The following is a 16,735-nucleotide window of genomic DNA, read 5'->3' as shown; positions in this document are numbered from 1 at the left end:
CCGCCGAGCGGGCCGCTGCGGGTTGCGCGCTACACCTGCTGCCCTGCACACGCTACAATCGGCGCCCTTTGCCAACCAGGGATCGCCGATGTCCGGCCTCGAACTGCTCGCCGCCGTGCTCGGCGTCACCGCCGTGTGGCTCACCGTCAAACAGAATGCCTGGTGCTGGCCGATCGGCCTGGTCATGGTGCTGATCTATGGCGGGTTGTTCTACGAGGTGAAGCTGTACTCAGGCATGCTGCTGCAGCTGGCCTACGCCGCGCTGCAGCTTTATGGCTGGTGGCAATGGAAGCGCCCGGACCGGGTCGAGGACGCTCGTCAGGTCTCGCGCCTGCCCGCCACGGCGCTGTTCGGCGGCTTGCTGGCAGGGCTGCTGCTGAGCGTGGCGCTGGGTTCGGCGATGGCCAACTGGACCGATGCTGCCCTGCCCTGGCTGGATGCGACGTTGACCGGTTTCAGCCTGGTCGCGCAACTGTGGATGGCGCAGAAGCGCGTGCAGTGCTGGCCGCTGTGGGTCGCGGTGGATGTGGTCTATGTGGGCCAGTACCTGCACCAGCAGCTGTATTTCACCGCCGGTTTCTTTGCCGTGCTGACCGTGATCGCGGTACGCGGCTGGCTGGAATGGCGCCGTGACTGCGCCGTGGCGCAGCCATGAAGGTCGTCGTGCTGTGCGGCCCCGAATCCAGCGGCAAAAGCTGGCTCAGCGGTGAAATCCAGGCGCATTTCGGCGGCATCGTGGTGGCCGAATACGTGCGCCACTTCATCGATCAGGAATGCCGCGACACCTGCTATGCCGATATCCCTACCATCGCCCGCGGCCAGCTGGCCTGGGAAGACCAGGCCCGCCAGCAGGCACCTGAACTGCTGATCCTCGATACCCACCTGCTCAGCAACATGCTATGGAGCCAGGCCCTGTTCGCCGCATGCCCGCCCTGGCTGGAGCAGGCTTTGCTTGCCCGACGCTACGACCTGCACCTGCTGCTCAGCCCGCAAGGCGTAGGCTGGGTCGACGATGGCCAGCGCAGCCAGCCAGCCCTTGCCGACCGCCAGGTGTTCTTCGACGACAGCCGTCGCTGGCTGGAGCGCCACGGGCAACCAGTGCAAATCATTGAAGGCGACTGGCAGCAACGCAGCGCAACGGCCCTGCTTGCCGTTCAGCGCCTGCTGCAAGGGAAAACCCCGCTTTGCCCCACCGAGTGTTAACCCCATGACACACCCAGCTGAGGCCAAGCCCCCGTTTCTGCGGGCTCCCTGCCATTGATGGGGGCAGTGTCAAGGATGTGAAACATTCGTGAAAAAGACCCTTGGGGTAGCGCAAATGCTGGGCCAAACGCCCTTTCACTGAAAATCTGTCTCAGCGCTGATACAGCAAATTCACCGTTAGTTCAGGCAATGCGCTCAACACGCTGATTTCGATAGAGAATCCAAAACCGGCACGGCTTTCGCTCTCCTCCTTCGCACCGCTGAACGAGACCAGCGCTCGAAGAAGGAGTCGCCGTCATGGGGAAACTGGATAAAGGCATTTTTCGCCTGTTGCTGGTCGGCTGTGCACTGGGTTCGGCGCTCTGCGCGCAGGCCGATAACGGCATTATCGTGATCACCCGCGATGTGCAGCCGCGCATGGCCACTCGAGCCCCCCTGGCGCCCGACCCCTACCCCACCACCGCCAATGCCAATCCCTCCGCGCAAGTGCTCAAACAGACCAACGAGCTGAGCGACGGCGACTTCGCCAGCATCACCAGTGGCACGGGCATTTCTTCATTGATCACCCAACAGACTGGCAACCTTGGCGGGCATATCGGCAACCAGACGCAGCTGACCAACCAGGCTGCTGGCCGCGGGACGGGTTCGGGCAACGGCATTTCCAACATGGTCAACTCAAGCGTCCAGCGCGGTCTTGCCCCACTGCAGATCCTCACGGGAGGCAAATGAGATGAGGCAGACGCTGTTTATCCTCGCCCTGTTGAGCAGTGCCTCGGCGCTGGCGCAAGCGCCAATACCTTCGTCAGTCCCGGTGATCAACGACGCCAACATCGACAATTCCGGCGCACAGTACCAAGGCAACTTCAGCGTCAACCAGGCCGCCGGCGATGGCCAGCAACAAGCCAACGCACGGGCAATAGCCACCGGCCACGAGGCCACTGCGATCACGCAGATCCGCCAGCGCCAGGCGTCCATCGTCGACCCCAACATGGGCGCCAGCGCCAGCATTCAGGGCAATGCCTTCAGCCATGGCAGCGGCGCACTGGGCATCAACCAGAGCGCGGGGGCCGCGACCCAGCAGGCCAACGCCCTGCGCATCAGCATCAGTACACAACCGCAAAGCATCGATGACAGCGTCCTGCTGCAACAGAACGTGGCGCTGATCAACAGCTCCGATCCAGCTGATACCTCCCCCGGCTATCGCCATGTCACCACCGGTGACCAGGCATTCACCGGTAGCCGCGGGGTCATCCAGCTGAATCAGAGCGCCGGGGTGGGCAACCAGACGGCAAACACCCTGAGCGTAAGGGTCGCGAACTGACCCGGAAGGTACAGGTAAGAACAACACTTAACCTAAAGACGGAGAAACACCATGAAACCCTCGATGGCAATCAAGCCTCTGGTTTTCGCAATTGCTGCGGTCATGGCTGTTGCTGCACAAGCGGATCAGAACAATCGTCGCGGTCACGATCACAACAACAACCACCGGCAAATGGACAGGGCTGTGTTCACCAGCGCTTCTGCTGAAGCCACTGACTCCCAGCGAAGCACTGGCAACACCATCCACAACGAAGGCACCATCAACGAAGCCGAAATGAGCAGTTCGGGTGCTGGCGCCAGCGGCAACGTCGGTGTCAACGTGGCGGCAGGTAACGGCAACCAGCAAGACAACGCCGCGGCCATCGCCAATACGTCCTCCGACAATGCCGACATCGACAACAGCTTTGTCTTCGGCACCGCTACTGCAAACGCTGAAGTGACGCAACGCAGCAACAACAACACCGTCAATAACTGGTCGACCCAAAGCTCCGCCGTCATGAGTGGCTCGGCCGACGGCAGCAGCGGCAACATTGGTATCAACATTGCTGGCGGCGACCTGAACCAGCAGAAAAATACCATGGCCATCGCCAACAACGCCGCGCCTATCGGTAACTCCAGCGCGACTGCTTCGGCCGATCAGAACGGCCCTGGCTTGACCGTGAACAACCGTGCCGACCGTACCTACACCGTTGATACGCTGTCCTTCACCACTTCTTCGAGTGGTTCGGCCTCGCGTAGCGGCTCTTTCGATGCCAGCGTCGACAAGAGCTCCAGCTCCAGCTACAGCGCGTCGGGTAGCCAAAGCGCCAGCGCCAGCGGGTCGAAGAGCAGCAGCTCCAGCGGCTCGACCAGCATGACCGCCAGCGGCTCCAACAGCAGCAGCGCCAGCGGCAGCAACAGTTCGACCGCCAGCGGCTCCAACAACTGGGCTGCAAACGGCTCTTCCAGCCGCGACCACAGCTCGTCCTCCAACACCACGATCAGCGCATCGCTCGATGCCAGCGCCAATGGCAGCGCTTCGTCGTCGCAAACCTTCGGCAACTTCACGCGCTCGCGCAGCTCGGACTTCGACGCATCGCTCAGTGCTTCACTGGATGCATCGGTCGACAAGTCGCATGAGTCGTCCAGCAACTCGTCGTTCGACAAGTCGCTGAGCTCCTCTTTCGACAGAGCCTACGATTCTTCGTATGACCGCAGCCATGACTCGTCCTACGACAAGTCTCGCGATACCTCCTACGAGAAGGCCAACGCATCGGCATGGGAAAAAGCCAGTGCCTCGGCCTACGAGAAAGCTGGCGAAAAAGCGTCGCAATCGTCGGACAGCATCTCGAAGAGCTTCAGCGAGTCTAGCGAGTACGCGCTGAGCAACACCGTGTCGTTCCAAGTGCTGACCCCGACCGGCTGGGCCAACCCTGTGACCAACACCGCCACCCTGAGTGGTTCGGTCAACGGTGGCAGCGGCAACCTGGGCGTGAACGTGGCAGCGGGTGTAGGCAACCAGCAGAGCAACTCGCTGGCCATCTCCAACACCTCGATGTAACCACTGCGGTCTGGAGGCTCCCTGCGGGGAGCCTCTTTCTAACAAGAAAAAGGCAGGGGGCGTCGAACATGCGCATTATCGCCTTGGCATTTCTGCTGTGCATCGCCAGTGTCGGCGAAGCTTCGCAGATGCCGTTATCCGTGCTGCCGGGTGGTGCGGTGATCTACAAACCGGTCCAGAGCATCCGCGAGCGCAAATTCGCCGACCTGGTCCAGCAAAAAACCGACTTCAGCTGTGGCGCGGCGTCCCTGGCGACCATCCTGCGCCAGGCCTACTGGCTGGACGTGGACGAAAACCAGGTGATCGAGGGCATGTTGGCCCATGCCAATGAAGATCTGGTCCGAACCCAAGGCTTCTCAATGCTCGACATGAAGCACTACGTGGAAAGCCTGGGCATGCGGGCACGCGGCTACAAGGTAGCCCCCGACACCCTGAACAGCATCCGCATCCCGGTGGTGGTGCTGATGGATATCCGCGGCTACAAGCACTTCGTGGTGATGCAGAAGGTCGACAGAGGCTGGGTGTACATCGGTGACCCGGTGCTGGGCCACAAGCGCTTCAAGCTCGACGATTTCGTCAAAGGCTGGAACGGCATCATCTTCGCCGTGATCGGCAAGGGCTATGACAAGAACAACATCCTGCTCGACCCACCGCTGCCGCTGAGCGCCAAGAACCGCATCAGCAATTTCACCCCGGTGCCAGATGCAGAGCTGATGGACTTTGGTTTCATTCAAAGCGACTTCTTCTAACGACCTGTTCAACGACGTAGGGCAAGACGCTCAGGGAGAACCCATGAAGACTTCCCTCTGGCTGGCAGTGGTTTGCCTGGCTGCCAGCCTGCCAACCCATGCAGAAACGTTCAAACCGATCGAATTGAAGGACCAGGAGTTGGCCAACCTGCGTGGCCGCTATGTAATGCCAGGGCGGATCGTGAGCTTTGGCATCGTCATGACCAGCACCTGGCAGAACGCCAATGGCGAAGTGATTGGCGCCACCTCTGCGATGCAGGTGCAGCAGTCGACCATCAAGCCACAGTTCTACGTCTCGATGATCGATGAAAAAGGCACTGGCAGCGCGCACACCGGCACCGGCACCGGCACCGTCAGCGGTGGCAGCGGCCTTAGCACGACCCAGGGCGTGACCCAGGTGGTACGCGCTGCCGGTGACTTCAACGCAGCCAACAACAATGTCGACATCAACGTCACCAAGGGCAACCAGGCGCCAGACAGTCAACCGCAGGGCCAGGCCCTGGCTGCAGGCTCCACGCTAGTCGGCAGCAATGGCGCCGGCACATTGAGCGTGTCGTCCACAGGAACTGGCGTGCAGATGAATATCGTCGCCAGCGGCAACCAAGGCAACTCGGTACAAAGCCTGGGCCAAGGTGGGCTGATGCAGAACACCACCCTGCTCGGTGCCAGCAACCGGGTCAGCAACCTGACTTCACTCAATGTCGTGCTGCGCGACAGTGCACCGATGGCCGGTTCCGTGGGCGCCAATCTTGAGCAGCTTAAAGGCATTCGCAATCTCGGATACTGATCTACGCTCAAGTCTCATCGTATGTAGTCAGAAGGGACGGCTAATCCATGCACCGTTTGTCGACGTTCAGAGCTCTCGTTTGTTTTACCACAATGGCCCCGGCCACTCTGCTACAGGCGGCAACCGACCCTCAGGTCGAAGCACTCAAACAGGAACTGATAGCGCTGAAACAGCGCTACGAAGCCCAACAGAACGCATTGATGGTGCTGGAACAGCGGCTCAAGCAGGTCGAGGAAGCCCCCGCCCAGGCGCAACCAAAGCGCCTGACCAGGTCCCCCGCAGAGGGGGTGAAAGGCGGCCAGACCGTGGCCACGGGTACGCCAGGCAGCAGTGGCGCCTCTTATGGGCAGTCGCTGCAGGACAACTCGGAACCGGCGCAAAGCGTGTCCAACTTGTATGACGAGGCCAGCGGCTTCTTCGGTGGCGGCAAGTTCAGCGTCGAAACCGGGCTGACCTACACCCACTACGATACCCGCGCCCTGGTGCTCAACGGCTTTCTGGCACTGGACTCGATCTTCCTCGGCAACATCAACATCGACCGCATCAAGGCGGACAACTGGACCTTGGATCTGACGGCGCGCTACAACGTCGACCAGCGTTGGCAGTTCGATATCAACGTGCCCATCGTCTACCGCGACTCCACCTATTCCTCCGGGGGGGCAGGCGGCGCCGCCGGCACCTCCTCCGACGCATCGGTTACCCGTGACCCGACCCTCGGCGACGTCAACTTCGGGATTGCCTACAAGTTCCTTGACGAGTCGGATACCTGGCCGGATGCCGTTGCCACCCTGCGCGTGAAGGCGCCAACCGGCAAAGACCCGTACGGCATCAAGCTGCAACAGGTGGCGGGCAACGACAACCTGGCAATGCCAGAGGATCTGCCGACCGGCAACGGTGTGTGGGCCATCACCCCGGGCGTGTCGCTGGTGAAGACCTTCGACCCTGCCGTGCTGTTCGGCAGCCTGTCGTACACCTACAACATGCAGGACTCGTTCAGCGACATCAGTCCGCAGGTGGACACCAAGGTGCCGGGCGATGTGAAACTCGGCGATTCCTGGCAGATCGGCGGTGGTATTGCCTTCGCCCTCAACGAGAAGATGAGTATGTCGTTCTCGGTCACCGATCAGTTCGCCCGCAAGAGCAAGATCAAGCCCGATGGCGGCGATTGGCAATCGATCACCAACAGCGACTATAACGCAGCCAACTTCAACGTCGGTCTGACCTTTGCTGCCTCCAACAACTTGACGATCGTGCCGAACTTGTCGATTGGTCTGACAGACGATGCACCGGACTTTTCCTTTAGTCTGAAGTTCCCGTATTACTTCTGACATCCGGGGCGCATCGCGCCCCAATTGGTTACCAACTTTGTAGCCAACGGCTTTCCGGGAATCGGCCTGTTATCATCGCGCACAATTGTGTGACGATTTCATGGCAAAAAGGAAAGTTTCGTGAAAAACCTGCAAGGCCCACCACGCACCCGGCTGCTCGCCCTGGCAACACTGGTGCTGGTGATCCCCCTGGTCGTGCGCGCCCTGCTGGGCTGGTCCAGCCCGTATGGCTACCTGTCGGACCTGGCGCTTGGTAGTCTGCTGGTGCTGCTGTTACAGCGCCGCGCATGGTGGCTGGCGCTGCCGGTTCTGCTGGCCTGGGCCGCGCTGTGGGTGGCTTCGGCCGAGCTGGTCAGCGCCGTGGGCAGGCTGCCGACCAGTGGCGACCTGAGCTATCTGTTCGACCCGCAATTCATGGAAAACTCCACCGGCGGCGGTCTGGCCCACGCCTGGCTGCCCCTGTTGTTCGCGGGCGGCCTGCTGGTCTGGCTGGGGAGCGCCTGGCGCAGCCGCAGGCAGCCGGCTGCGACGTTCACGCGCAAGGCCTGGGCCATCCCGGCGCTGTTGTTCGCTGCACACTGGGGCAGCCAGCAGCTGGCGCCCAGTGACGCCGACCAGTGGCGCCAGTACACCCTTGCTCATCAGCTGCTGTCTGCTGCTCTCGGCGACCTGGAACGTCAGGCCCAGCGCTGGGCCGGTCGGGCTCCCGTCGTCACGCCGTTGCCCAGCGCCGGCCTGACCCAGCATGACCTGAGCGGGCAAAAGCTGCTGGCAGCGCCAGGTCGTGCCCGCAACCTGTTGGTCATTACTCTCGAAGGCATCCCCGGCGCTTATGTACGACCCAACCGCCAGGCCCTGCACAGCCGCTTCGATGAAGACCTGATGCCCAAGCTCAGCCACTGGGCGCAACGGGGCATGAACACTCCGGACTACGTCCTGCACACGCACCAGACCATCCGCGGCTTGTATGCGATGCTGTGCGGCGATTATGACAAGCTGGCCAACGGCACACCCAAGGGGGTCGAGCTGCTCACCCAGCAGCAGCGCAACCAGGCCTGCCTGCCAGCACAGTTGCGCCAGGCCGGCTTCACCACTCACTACCTGCAAGGCGCGGGCCTGCGCTTCATGGCCAAGGACCGGATCATGCCGCATATCGGCTTCGACTCGGTGCATGGCCTGGAGTGGTTCAGCAACGACAATTACCTGGAATTCCCGTGGGGCAAGGATGATCGTGCCTTCTTTGAAGGCGCCCTGGACTATGTTGGCCAGTTGCGCCAGCAAGACCGCCCCTGGATGCTCACCCTGCTGACCGTAGGGACTCACCAGCCCTACTCCGCCCCCGATGACTACCTGCAGCGCTACGACACCGCCAAGCAAGCGGCGGTCGCCTACCTCGACGATGCGATCGGCGCCTTCCTCGAAAACCTCGAACGCCAGGGCGTGCTCGAGGACACCCTGGTGGTGGTCACCTCGGACGAGTCCCACGGTATCGATGGCGTGCGCCTGGCCTCGTCCTGGGGTTTCAACCTGACACTGGCACCGGAGCAGGCAGAACTGCCACGCATCAAGAACGGCACCTACGGCCACATCGACCTGGCGACGTCGCTGCTCGACTACTTCGCCCTGCCGATCCCGGTCGCCCTGGGCGGGCGCTCGCTGTACCGCGATTACGACAGTGGCCGCGAGATGATTTCCTACACCAACGGCATGCTGCGCTACCACGATGGCAAGGGCGTCTTCACCGAATGCGACTTCCAGCAGCGTTGCCGCCGCTATGAAAGCCCAGGCTTCATCGCTGACAAGGCCCGCTACATCGGCCCTGGCGACAGCACCCTGGGTACACAGATTGGCGCGCTGGCCGGCGTGCTCGACCAGTCCCTTTTGCAGACGCCGCTCAACCTGCGTTATCAGTTCGGCGGCCCGTCCGCCATTCAGTTGCAGGCGCGCATACGCGACGACTGGGCTGACAACCTGATCGGCGCGCAGTACCTGGAAATGCCTGAAGGCTCGCACACCCGGGTGCGGGTCAAGGTGCGCTCGCTGGACCGGCAGCACGCGGCCTTTATCCAGCTCAAGGCCAAGGAGTTGGAACAAGATGTGCCGCTGGGGTTGCCCGAAGAGATCCGGGTGACGGCCGACGAACCCCTGGAAATCGAATTCGGGTTCGATAACCCGACGATGCGCAAGGCGTTTTCCTTCCACCTGCTCGGCTACGGCGGCGGCGAGGTGGAGGTCAGTGATTTCAGCGTGATCACCGCACTACCTGGCGAGGAAGAGCCGCTGGAAGACTTGTCTGACGGGCATATCGCCCAATCCAGCTGATCAGCGAATCTGGTGTTTGTGCAGCAGCCGGTAGAACGTCGGCCGTGATACGCCAAGCACCTTCGCCGCAATGCTCATGTTATTGCTGTGCCGGTCCAGCACATCGCACAGCGCCTGGCGCTCGGCCCGGTGCTTGTAGTCTTCCAGCGTGCCCAGCGGCTGCTCTTCCTGCTCCAGGCCCTGCAGGCCAAGGTCCTGGGCCTCGATCTGCCGCCCTTCGGCGAGTACCAGCCCGCGCCTGACCCGGTTGGCCAGTTCTCGTACATTGCCCGGCCAGTTGTGGCGCCCCATCGCGGCAAGCGCATGGTCGCTGAATGAGCGGGGCCTGCGGCCCGTTTCCAGGCTGTAGAAGTGCGAAAAATGATTGGCCAGCATCGACAGGTCGCCATGCCGGTCACGCAGCGGCGCTGTCACCACTTGCAAAACATTGAGCCGGTAGTAGAGGTCTTCACGAAAGCGCCCTTGTTCGATGGCCTTTTCCAGGTCAACGTGGGTGGCTGCCAATACCCGCACGTCGACCGGTATCGGCTGGCTTCCACCTACTCGCTCGATGTGTTTTTCCTGCAGAAAACGCAGCAAGTTGGCCTGCAACTCCAGGGGCAGGTCGCCGATTTCATCGAGGAACAAGGTGCCGCCATTAGCCGCCTCGATCCGCCCCACCTTGCGTTGATGGGCACCAGTAAAGGCCCCTTTCTCGTGCCCGAACAGCTCTGACTGGATCAGGTTTTCAGGGATCGCCCCGCAGTTGATGGCGATGAACGGCATTTCGCTGCGCTGGGATTGCCGGTGCAGTGTTCGCGCCACCAGCTCTTTGCCGGTGCCGCTCTCGCCACGGATCAGCACAGGGGACTCGGTAGGCGCCAACTTGCCGAGCAATTTGCGCAGCTCCAGAATCGGCCGGCTGTCGCCAAGCAGCTCATGCTCCAGCCCGTCCACCCTCACCGAGCCCTTGCCGCGCAGGCGGGCCATGCCGAACGCTCGCCCCAGTGTCACCAGCACACGAGAGTAATCGAATGGCAAGGTGTGAAAATCGAAAAACCACTCGCAGACAAAATCACCGACGTTCTGCAAACGCAACTGTTCGGCGTTGAGCACGGCAATCCACTCAGTGTTGCTGCGCTTGATCATGTCCTTGACGGCGTCCGGATGCCGCAAGTGCGAGGCCTGCAGGCGCAACACGCCGATATCGCAACGGTGCTCCAGGGCCTGATCCAGGCCACAACTGTGAACCTCCCAGCCGGCACTCTCCAGGCCGGGCAGCAGACGGTGACAATCGTCGCAGGGGTCGACGATGAGCAAGCGACGCAGGGCGGCAGTCTCGTGCATGACCGTTCCTTGGCGCCAATTGTTGGTTTTTTTCGTTAAAACAGTAAGTTGCGGCGCCGAATTAACAGTAGCAACGAACTTGACACTGCCCACGACCGTTTGTCTGCCGGATTCTGACGAGCCAAACCGCTTCGGGAATTTTTCATATTCATTGGCGTCACAGCGGCGCCGGGAAACAAAAAAACGGTTACCGGCAAAAAATTTACATGCGCTGTGTGACTCCACCCTTAACTTGGAGCATCAGTACGAGTAACCCCGCGCTGCGGATCGCGTTAACACCTGAAGCGACGTAGCAGTTACGCGGACCTTATTTCGCTGTTTGGGACCACAGAGAGACCGAACCATGAATGCACCGCTCCGTGTCAACGAGGCACTGCTGATTGCCGACCACGCATTCGAACCCTTCCAGTGTGTTGCCTGGGATGCGCCCAACGGTACAGGCGAGCTGAGCCTTGCGGTGATCGACCGGACCAGCACCCGTATCGGCAGCAAACAAGTATCGTCGCGCATCTATTCGGACCCTGCACAGTGGGCCAGCCTGATCGAAGAAGTGCGCGCCGAACTGTCCCAGAAAGGTTACGACCTGCAACCTTGGTCGATGCCGGAATAATAGCGTTGCGCCTCTGCAAGTGCGTGCCCTGCACGCACTTGAGCAACTTGGCGATGGCCTGCCAGGCAACTTTTTAATTGCGACATAGTGTCGCGCCCATCCCTTCGGCCTTATTCATTGCTTTACCTTGAATTGCTCAAGATGCTGATAGACGGCATGTAATTGCGTGGCCAACTGTTGTGCCCGGCCAAGGCGAACTGGCGCCAATTCCATGTCAACCAGCACCGTTGCGCAAGGCATGGGCTGCACACCATTGCTGCGTTGGAGGCGCCCATCGGTGAATACCAGGCAGCGTTGCAACTCGTGGGGATGGGCTTTGTGCCGGGCCTGCAACCAGCGCCTGGCCTGATCGAGCGCTGCGATCAAAGGCGTGCCGCCGCCAGCCCCGAGGGCCTGCAGCCAAGGCTGCAGGCTTGCCGACGCCTTCAGGCCATGGCGCTGCCACTGCGGCGCGCCGCCGCTGGCCGTGAGCAACGCAAGACGGGCGCGTTGCCGATAGGCCTGGTCGAACAACTCGGCCAGCAGGCCTTTGCACTGCGCCAGTGCCTGGTGGCGCCGGGTGGAAGCCGATGCATCGACGATCACCAGCCACAGTTCGTTGGCCTGCGCCTGGCGCTGGTGCCAGCAAAGGTCCTGACGCAACGTCGGGCGGCCCTTGAGCAAGGTCGGCAGCCAGGCTACCCGGCCAGAGGAGGCTGCACGGCTGCGGCCTCGGCTGGCACCTGGCAGTTTTCCGGCACGGGGCATGGCATCCGCCCCCTTCAAACCTGGTTTGCGGATGCTCAGGGCTTTTTTGCCCAGTTCGGCACCTCTCGCCGTGCGCCGCTGCTCACCGGCTGCGCCGGCAGTGCCCCCCAATCGCCCTGGCCACCCTCGCCCTGCCGGTCGCGGCCATCCGCTGCACCGGGCGGCGCAGAGGCTGGCAGCTCGGCTGGCGTGCGCCGGCGATGGCGCAAGGCGAATTCGGCTACGGCGTCGACATCCCCCTCCTCGATCGCCTGCCCACCGCGCCAGGCACAATGCGCACGGGCAGCGCGCAGCCAGACCAGGTCGGCACGCAGGCCATCAACGCCAGCGGCGAAACAACGCTCGGTGATCCAGGCCAGGGCCTGATCGTCCAGGGCAATCGCCGCCAGCCCATGGCGCGCCGCCTGGCAGCGCTCGCGCAGTTGCGCCTGGGCACTGGCCCATTGCTCGCAGAATGCCTGCGGGTCGCTGTCGAAGGCCAGCCGCCGACGAATGATCTGCTGGCGTGCCTCTGGAGCCGGCAGGCCATCGAGCGCCACATTGAGGCCGAAGCGGTCGAGCAGTTGCGGGCGCAACTCGCCTTCCTCGGGGTTCATGGTGCCGATCAGCACGAAACGGGCACTGTGCCGATGGGAAATACCATCGCGCTCGATGCGGTTGGTACCACTGGCAGCCACATCCAGCAACAGGTCGACCAGGGTATCGGGCAGCAGGTTGACTTCATCGACATACAACACGCCACCATCGGCGTGGGCCAGCACACCGGGGCTGAACTGCGCCTTGCCCTGGCCAAGTGCAGCATCCAGGTCCAGTGTCCCGATCAAACGCTCTTCACTTGCCCCCAGCGGCAAGGTCACGAACGGGCCCTCGCCCAGCAGGTCGGCCAGGCCGCGAGCCAAGGTACTCTTGGCCATGCCGCGCGGGCCTTCGATGAGCACGCCGCCGATCTTCGGGTCGATGGCGGTGAGGCACAGGGCCAGTTTGAGGTCCTCGGCGCCGACCACGGCTGCCAGTGGGAATTGCACGGGTTCACTCATTTCAAGGCTGTTCCTCGCCGTCGAGCAACTGTTCCTCAAGGGCCTCGCGATAGTCACCGGGGGCTTCCCAAAGCCCGCGTTGCTGGGCTTCCAGCAAGCGTTCGGTGAGGTCGCGCAGCGCCTCGGGGTTGTGCTCGCGCATGAAGTCACGGGTCGCCGGGTCGAGCACGTAGGCATCGGCCAGCGACTGGTAATGATGGTCATCGATCAGGTGCGTGGTGGCGTCGAAGGCGAACAGGTTGTCGACGGTCGCGGCCAGCTCGAACGCCCCCTTGTAGCCATGGCGTTTCGCCCCGTCGATCCACTTCGGGTTCAGCGCACGGGCACGGATCACACGGTTCAGCTCTTCTTTCAAGGTACGGATCCGCGGCCGGTCGACCTGGCTGTGATCGCCGTGATAACTGGCCACTGCTCCACCAGACAAGGTCTCCGACGCGGCCAGCATGCCGCCCTGGAACTGATAGTAATCGTTGGAATCAAGCAGATCGTGCTCGTGGTTGTCCTGATTCTGCAACACCGCCTGCACCTGGCCCAGGCGCCGGGCGAACTGGGCGCGCGCCGGGGTGCCTTCATCGCGAGCACCGTAGGCATAGCCACCATGATTGAGGTACACCTCGGCGAGGTCGTCACGGCTGTGCCACAGGCGGCCGTCGATGGCGTTCTGCACGCCGGCACCGTAGGCACCTGGTTTGGCCCCGAACACCCGCCAGCCCGCCTGGCGCGCCGCCTGCTCGGCGTCCACGCCCTGCGCCTGCAGGCTGGCGCGTTCGTTGCGCACCCGTGCGGCCAGGGGGTTGAGGTCGTCCGGCTCGTCCAGAGCCGCCACTGCCTGCACCGCGGCATCGAACAGGCGGATCAGGTTGCCGAAGGCATCGCGGAAGAAGCCCGAGACGCGCAGCGTCACGTCCACCCGTGGGCGGTCGAGCAGGCTCAGTGGCAGGATCTCGAAGTCGTCGACGCGCTGGCTGCCGGTAGCCCACACCGGGCGCACCCCCATCAACGCCATGGCCTGGGCGATATCGTCGCCACCGGTGCGCATGGTCGCCGTGCCCCACACCGACAAGCCCAGCTGGCGCAGATGGTCGCCATGGTCCTGCAGGTGCCGTTCGAGGATCAGGTTGGCCGAGGCGAACCCCAAGCGCCAGGCGGTGGTGGTGGGCAGGTTGCGCACGTCGACGGTGTAGAAGTTACGCCCGGTGGGCAAAACGTCCAGGCGGCCGCGGCTGGGTGCACCGCTTGGACCGGCCGGCACGAAACGCCCGCACAGCGCGGCCAGCAGCCCATTGATCTCCGCAGCGCCGCACGCATCCAGGTCAGGTGCGACCTGCTCGCGCAGGGCGTCCAGCACGTCGTGCACCGGCTGCCATTGCGGTTGCTCGGGCAGCTGCGCCGGCCCTTCCAGCGCCTGTTCGATGATGCGCAACGCAAGCAACTCAAGGCGCTCGCGGGTATCGCCAGCGGTGCGCCAGGCGCCCGCTTGCACGGCCAGCAGCATCGCCGGGCGTGGCCCTGACCAGGGCTCGCCAAGGTCGCAGTCGAGGGGGTCGAAGCCCAGCGTCAGGGCCTTGGCCAGGGTTCGCAGCAAGCTGGCATTGCCACCGCGACCGTCGCCCCGCTCCACACGCAGCAAGGCCAGCAGGGTATCGAGGCGCAGGCGCGCCTGCGGCGACTGACCGAATACATGCAAGCCATCGCGGATCTGCGATTCCTTGAGGTCGCACAGGTAGGTATCCAGGCGCGGCAACCACACCGTGGCATCGTCCAGCTGGCCCTCCAGCTGCAACTCCCGGTCGATATGGTTGGCCTTGACCAGTTCGAGAATGTCGCGCTGCAGTTCTCGTGCACGTCGCGGGTCGAGCAGCTGGGCTTCGTAGAATTCGTCCGCCAGTTGCTCAAGATGACGCAGAGGGCCGTAGGTTTCGGCGCGGGTCAGCGGCGGCATCAGGTGATCGATGATCACCGCCTGGGTCCGGCGCTTGGCCTGGGCGCCCTCGCCCGGGTCGTTGACGATGAACGGGTAGATATTGGGCAGTGGACCGAGCAGCGCGTCCGGCCAGCACTGTGCGGACAGGCCGACGCCCTTGCCGGGCAGCCACTCCAGGTTGCCGTGCTTGCCGACGTGGATCACGGCATCGGCAGCAAAGGCATGCCGCAACCAGAAGTGAAACGCCAGGTAACCGTGCGGTGGCACCAGGTCCGGGTCGTGGTACACCGCGCTTGGGTCGACCTGGTAGCCGCGCGCCGGCTGGATACCGACGAAGGTCAGGCCAAAGCGCAGGCCGGCAACCATCAGGCGGCCTGCGCGGTACATCGGGTCTTGTTCGGGCGGCCCCCAGCGCTCCAGCACGGCCTGGCGATTGGCCTCTGGCAGGCGTTCGAAGGCCGCGTGGTAGTCCGCCAGGCTCAGGCTCTGGGCGCAGGGGCGTTGGTCGAGGTGTTCAAGGTCGTTGGTCACCCCGCCCAGCAGCTGGTGAATCAGTTGCGTGCCGCTGCCTGGCAACGGCGCGAGCGGATAGCCTTCGGCCTGCAGTGCCTTGAGGATATTCAACGCGGCAGCCGGGGTATCCAGGCCGACGCCATTGCCGATGCGGCCATCGCGGGTCGGGTAGTTGGCCAGCACCAGGGCCACGCGCTTTTGCCCATTGGGCAGGCGCGCCAGTTCGACCCAGCGCCGCGCCAGCTCGGCGACAAAGTCCATGCGCTCGGGGTGCGCACGGTAACAGACCACATCGGACTGGCTGCGCTCGCTGCGCCAGGCCATGTCCTTGAAACTGACCGGTCGGGTGATGATGCGCCCGTCCAGTTCCGGCAAGGCGATGTGCATGGCCAGGTCGCGGGCACCCAGGCCCTGCTCGCTGGCCTCCCAGCCGGGCTGGTTGTCCTGCGCACAAATGGCCTGCAACACCGGGATATCACGACGGAACGGGCGCAGGTTGGGCCGTTCCGGGCTGGAGAGGGCAAAACCGGTGGTGTTGATCAACACCTCGGCCCCCACTTCGTCCAGCCAGGCTTCGACCTGCTCCAGGCAGGCGCTTTCCTTGAGGCTGGCCACGGCGATGGGCAGCGGGTTAAGGCCGGCGGCCTGCAAGCGCTCGCAGAACACGTCAATGAATGCGGTATTGGCAGCCTGCAGGTGAGAACGATAGAACAGCAACGGAGCCACCGGATACTCGCTGTTCCAGTGGCTGTACCAGTCTTCGAGCTGCGCGCCGGCCAGGCGCGGGTGATACACCGAAGTGCGCGGCAAAGGCTGCGGTTCGTCCCAACGGTAGTCACGCCCCAGCCACTGGTTGGCCAGGCAGTTGAACAGGTTGAGGGCATTGCGCTTGCCGCCCTGGCGCAAGTAGTGCCAGAGGCGTTCGGCCGGCTCGCCGGTGACCGTGCCCAGGCCAGTAAGCTCCGGGTCCGGGCGATCATCGCCGGGGACCAGGATCAGTTGCACGCCACGGGTTGCCAGTTCGACCAGCTGCTCGACACCGTAGCGCCAATAGCCGACGCCACCGTGCAGCGACACCAGGATCACCTTGGCATGGCGCAGGACCTCGTCGACATACAAGTCGACCGAGGCATGGTTCTGCACCTGCATCGGGTTGGCCAGGCGCAGGCTGGGGAAATCGTCCGGCAGTTGCTCGGCGGTTTCGGCAAGCAATGCCAGGTGCGAATCGCCGCTGCAGAGGATTACCAGGTCGGCGGGCGTCTGGCCGAGGTCGGCGATGCTGTCGTCCGGCACGAAGCCGCCGGGCTGGGTCCGCAGCAGGTGCATGGG

The 16,735-nt window shown here is 63.3% G+C and carries 14 protein-coding genes; 10 read left to right on the top strand and 4 right to left on the bottom strand.

All coding sequences use genetic code 11. The features are described from left to right. Positions 1-88: 88 nt before the first annotated feature. From pnuC to ACQKPS_RS02010, 9 genes are all read left to right on the top strand, one after another. A complete protein-coding gene (gene pnuC, locus ACQKPS_RS02050; RefSeq protein ID WP_427602388.1) occupies positions 89-655 on the top strand; it encodes a nicotinamide riboside transporter PnuC in 567 nt (188 codons plus the stop codon). Beyond that, on the top strand, positions 652-1,203 hold the full coding sequence (locus tag ACQKPS_RS02045) for an AAA family ATPase (protein WP_427602386.1): 552 nt from the start codon (positions 652-654) through the stop codon (positions 1,201-1,203). Before pnuC ends, ACQKPS_RS02045 begins: the two co-directional genes overlap by 4 nt. Before the next feature lie 297 nt (positions 1,204-1,500). Then, positions 1,501-1,932, top strand: coding sequence for a hypothetical protein (locus ACQKPS_RS02040; protein ID WP_254480008.1), 432 nt, complete (start codon positions 1,501-1,503; stop codon positions 1,930-1,932). Between the two features lies 1 nt (position 1,933). Then, positions 1,934-2,524: an adhesin gene (locus ACQKPS_RS02035; RefSeq protein WP_254480009.1), complete on the top strand. Its 591-nt coding sequence runs from the start codon at positions 1,934-1,936 to the stop codon at positions 2,522-2,524. Positions 2,525-2,575: 51 nt separating this feature from the next. Further along, complete coding sequence (locus ACQKPS_RS02030; protein WP_254480010.1) at positions 2,576-4,063, top strand: heme utilization protein; 1,488 nt, start codon at positions 2,576-2,578, stop codon at positions 4,061-4,063. 68 nt (positions 4,064-4,131) lie between these two features. Then, the gene (locus tag ACQKPS_RS02025) at positions 4,132-4,812 is read left to right on the top strand and encodes a C39 family peptidase (RefSeq protein ID WP_254480011.1); all 681 of its coding nucleotides are present in this window, start codon (positions 4,132-4,134) and stop codon (positions 4,810-4,812) included. Between the two features lie 43 nt (positions 4,813-4,855). Then, complete coding sequence (locus ACQKPS_RS02020; RefSeq protein WP_427602383.1) at positions 4,856-5,599, top strand: hypothetical protein; 744 nt, start codon at positions 4,856-4,858, stop codon at positions 5,597-5,599. Positions 5,600-5,646: 47 nt separating this feature from the next. Next, a complete protein-coding gene (locus ACQKPS_RS02015; RefSeq protein ID WP_427602381.1) occupies positions 5,647-6,927 on the top strand; it encodes a hypothetical protein in 1,281 nt (426 codons plus the stop codon). Positions 6,928-7,047: 120 nt separating this feature from the next. Then, entirely contained in the window at positions 7,048-9,249 is a 2,202-nt protein-coding gene (locus ACQKPS_RS02010) for an LTA synthase family protein (protein WP_254480014.1), read from the top strand. Here the strand turns inward: ACQKPS_RS02010 and ACQKPS_RS02005 are convergent, their stop codons facing one another. Then, entirely contained in the window at positions 9,250-10,575 is a 1,326-nt protein-coding gene (locus ACQKPS_RS02005) for a sigma-54 dependent transcriptional regulator (RefSeq protein WP_254480015.1), read from the bottom strand. A gap of 343 nt (positions 10,576-10,918) precedes the next feature. Here ACQKPS_RS02005 and ACQKPS_RS02000 point away from each other — a divergent pair, with 343 nt between their 5' ends. Then, positions 10,919-11,185, top strand: a complete 267-nt coding sequence (locus ACQKPS_RS02000; RefSeq protein WP_254480016.1) for a hypothetical protein — start codon at positions 10,919-10,921, stop codon at positions 11,183-11,185. Positions 11,186-11,299: 114 nt separating this feature from the next. Here the strand turns inward: ACQKPS_RS02000 and ACQKPS_RS01995 are convergent, their stop codons facing one another. From ACQKPS_RS01995 to cobN, 3 genes are read right to left on the bottom strand one after another with little or no spacing between them, the layout of a single operon-like run. After that, positions 11,300-11,932, bottom strand: coding sequence for a vWA domain-containing protein (locus ACQKPS_RS01995; RefSeq protein ID WP_427602378.1), 633 nt, complete (start codon positions 11,930-11,932; stop codon positions 11,300-11,302). A gap of 35 nt (positions 11,933-11,967) precedes the next feature. Further along, positions 11,968-12,969, bottom strand: a complete 1,002-nt coding sequence (locus tag ACQKPS_RS01990) for an ATP-binding protein (RefSeq protein ID WP_254480018.1) — start codon at positions 12,967-12,969, stop codon at positions 11,968-11,970. Between the two features lies 1 nt (position 12,970). After that, positions 12,971-16,732, bottom strand: a complete 3,762-nt coding sequence (cobN, locus tag ACQKPS_RS01985) for a cobaltochelatase subunit CobN (RefSeq protein WP_427602376.1) — start codon at positions 16,730-16,732, stop codon at positions 12,971-12,973. Positions 16,733-16,735 lie beyond the last annotated feature (3 nt).

Source organism: Pseudomonas sp. NPDC086566 (assembly GCF_050280885.1).
In the GTDB taxonomy this organism is placed as follows: domain Bacteria; phylum Pseudomonadota; class Gammaproteobacteria; order Pseudomonadales; family Pseudomonadaceae; genus Aquipseudomonas; species Aquipseudomonas vlassakiae.
Note: the sequence above shows the minus strand (reverse complement) of the source record. Positions and strands in the feature narration are given on the sequence as shown.

Bases quoted from the DNA above. Each gene is read 5' to 3' on its own strand.
- ACQKPS_RS01995 (WP_427602378.1), bottom strand. From the start codon at position 11,932: ATGCCCCGTGCCGGAAAACTGCCAGGTGCCAGCCGAGGCCGCAGCCGT.
- ACQKPS_RS02005 (WP_254480015.1), bottom strand. From the start codon at position 10,575: ATGCACGAGACTGCCGCCCTGCGTCGCTTGCTCATCGTCGACCCCTGC.
- ACQKPS_RS01990 (WP_254480018.1), bottom strand. From the start codon at position 12,969: ATGAGTGAACCCGTGCAATTCCCACTGGCAGCCGTGGTCGGCGCCGAG.
- ACQKPS_RS02045 (WP_427602386.1), top strand. From the start codon at position 652: ATGAAGGTCGTCGTGCTGTGCGGCCCCGAATCCAGCGGCAAAAGCTGG.
- ACQKPS_RS02025 (WP_254480011.1), top strand. From the start codon at position 4,132: ATGCGCATTATCGCCTTGGCATTTCTGCTGTGCATCGCCAGTGTCGGC.
- ACQKPS_RS02040 (WP_254480008.1), top strand. From the start codon at position 1,501: ATGGGGAAACTGGATAAAGGCATTTTTCGCCTGTTGCTGGTCGGCTGT.
- ACQKPS_RS02000 (WP_254480016.1), top strand. From the start codon at position 10,919: ATGAATGCACCGCTCCGTGTCAACGAGGCACTGCTGATTGCCGACCAC.
- ACQKPS_RS02020 (WP_427602383.1), top strand. From the start codon at position 4,856: ATGAAGACTTCCCTCTGGCTGGCAGTGGTTTGCCTGGCTGCCAGCCTG.
- ACQKPS_RS02035 (WP_254480009.1), top strand. From the start codon at position 1,934: ATGAGGCAGACGCTGTTTATCCTCGCCCTGTTGAGCAGTGCCTCGGCG.
- ACQKPS_RS02030 (WP_254480010.1), top strand. From the start codon at position 2,576: ATGAAACCCTCGATGGCAATCAAGCCTCTGGTTTTCGCAATTGCTGCG.
- cobN (WP_427602376.1), bottom strand. From the start codon at position 16,732: ATGCACCTGCTGCGGACCCAGCCCGGCGGCTTCGTGCCGGACGACAGC.
- ACQKPS_RS02015 (WP_427602381.1), top strand. From the start codon at position 5,647: ATGCACCGTTTGTCGACGTTCAGAGCTCTCGTTTGTTTTACCACAATG.
- pnuC (WP_427602388.1), top strand. From the start codon at position 89: ATGTCCGGCCTCGAACTGCTCGCCGCCGTGCTCGGCGTCACCGCCGTG.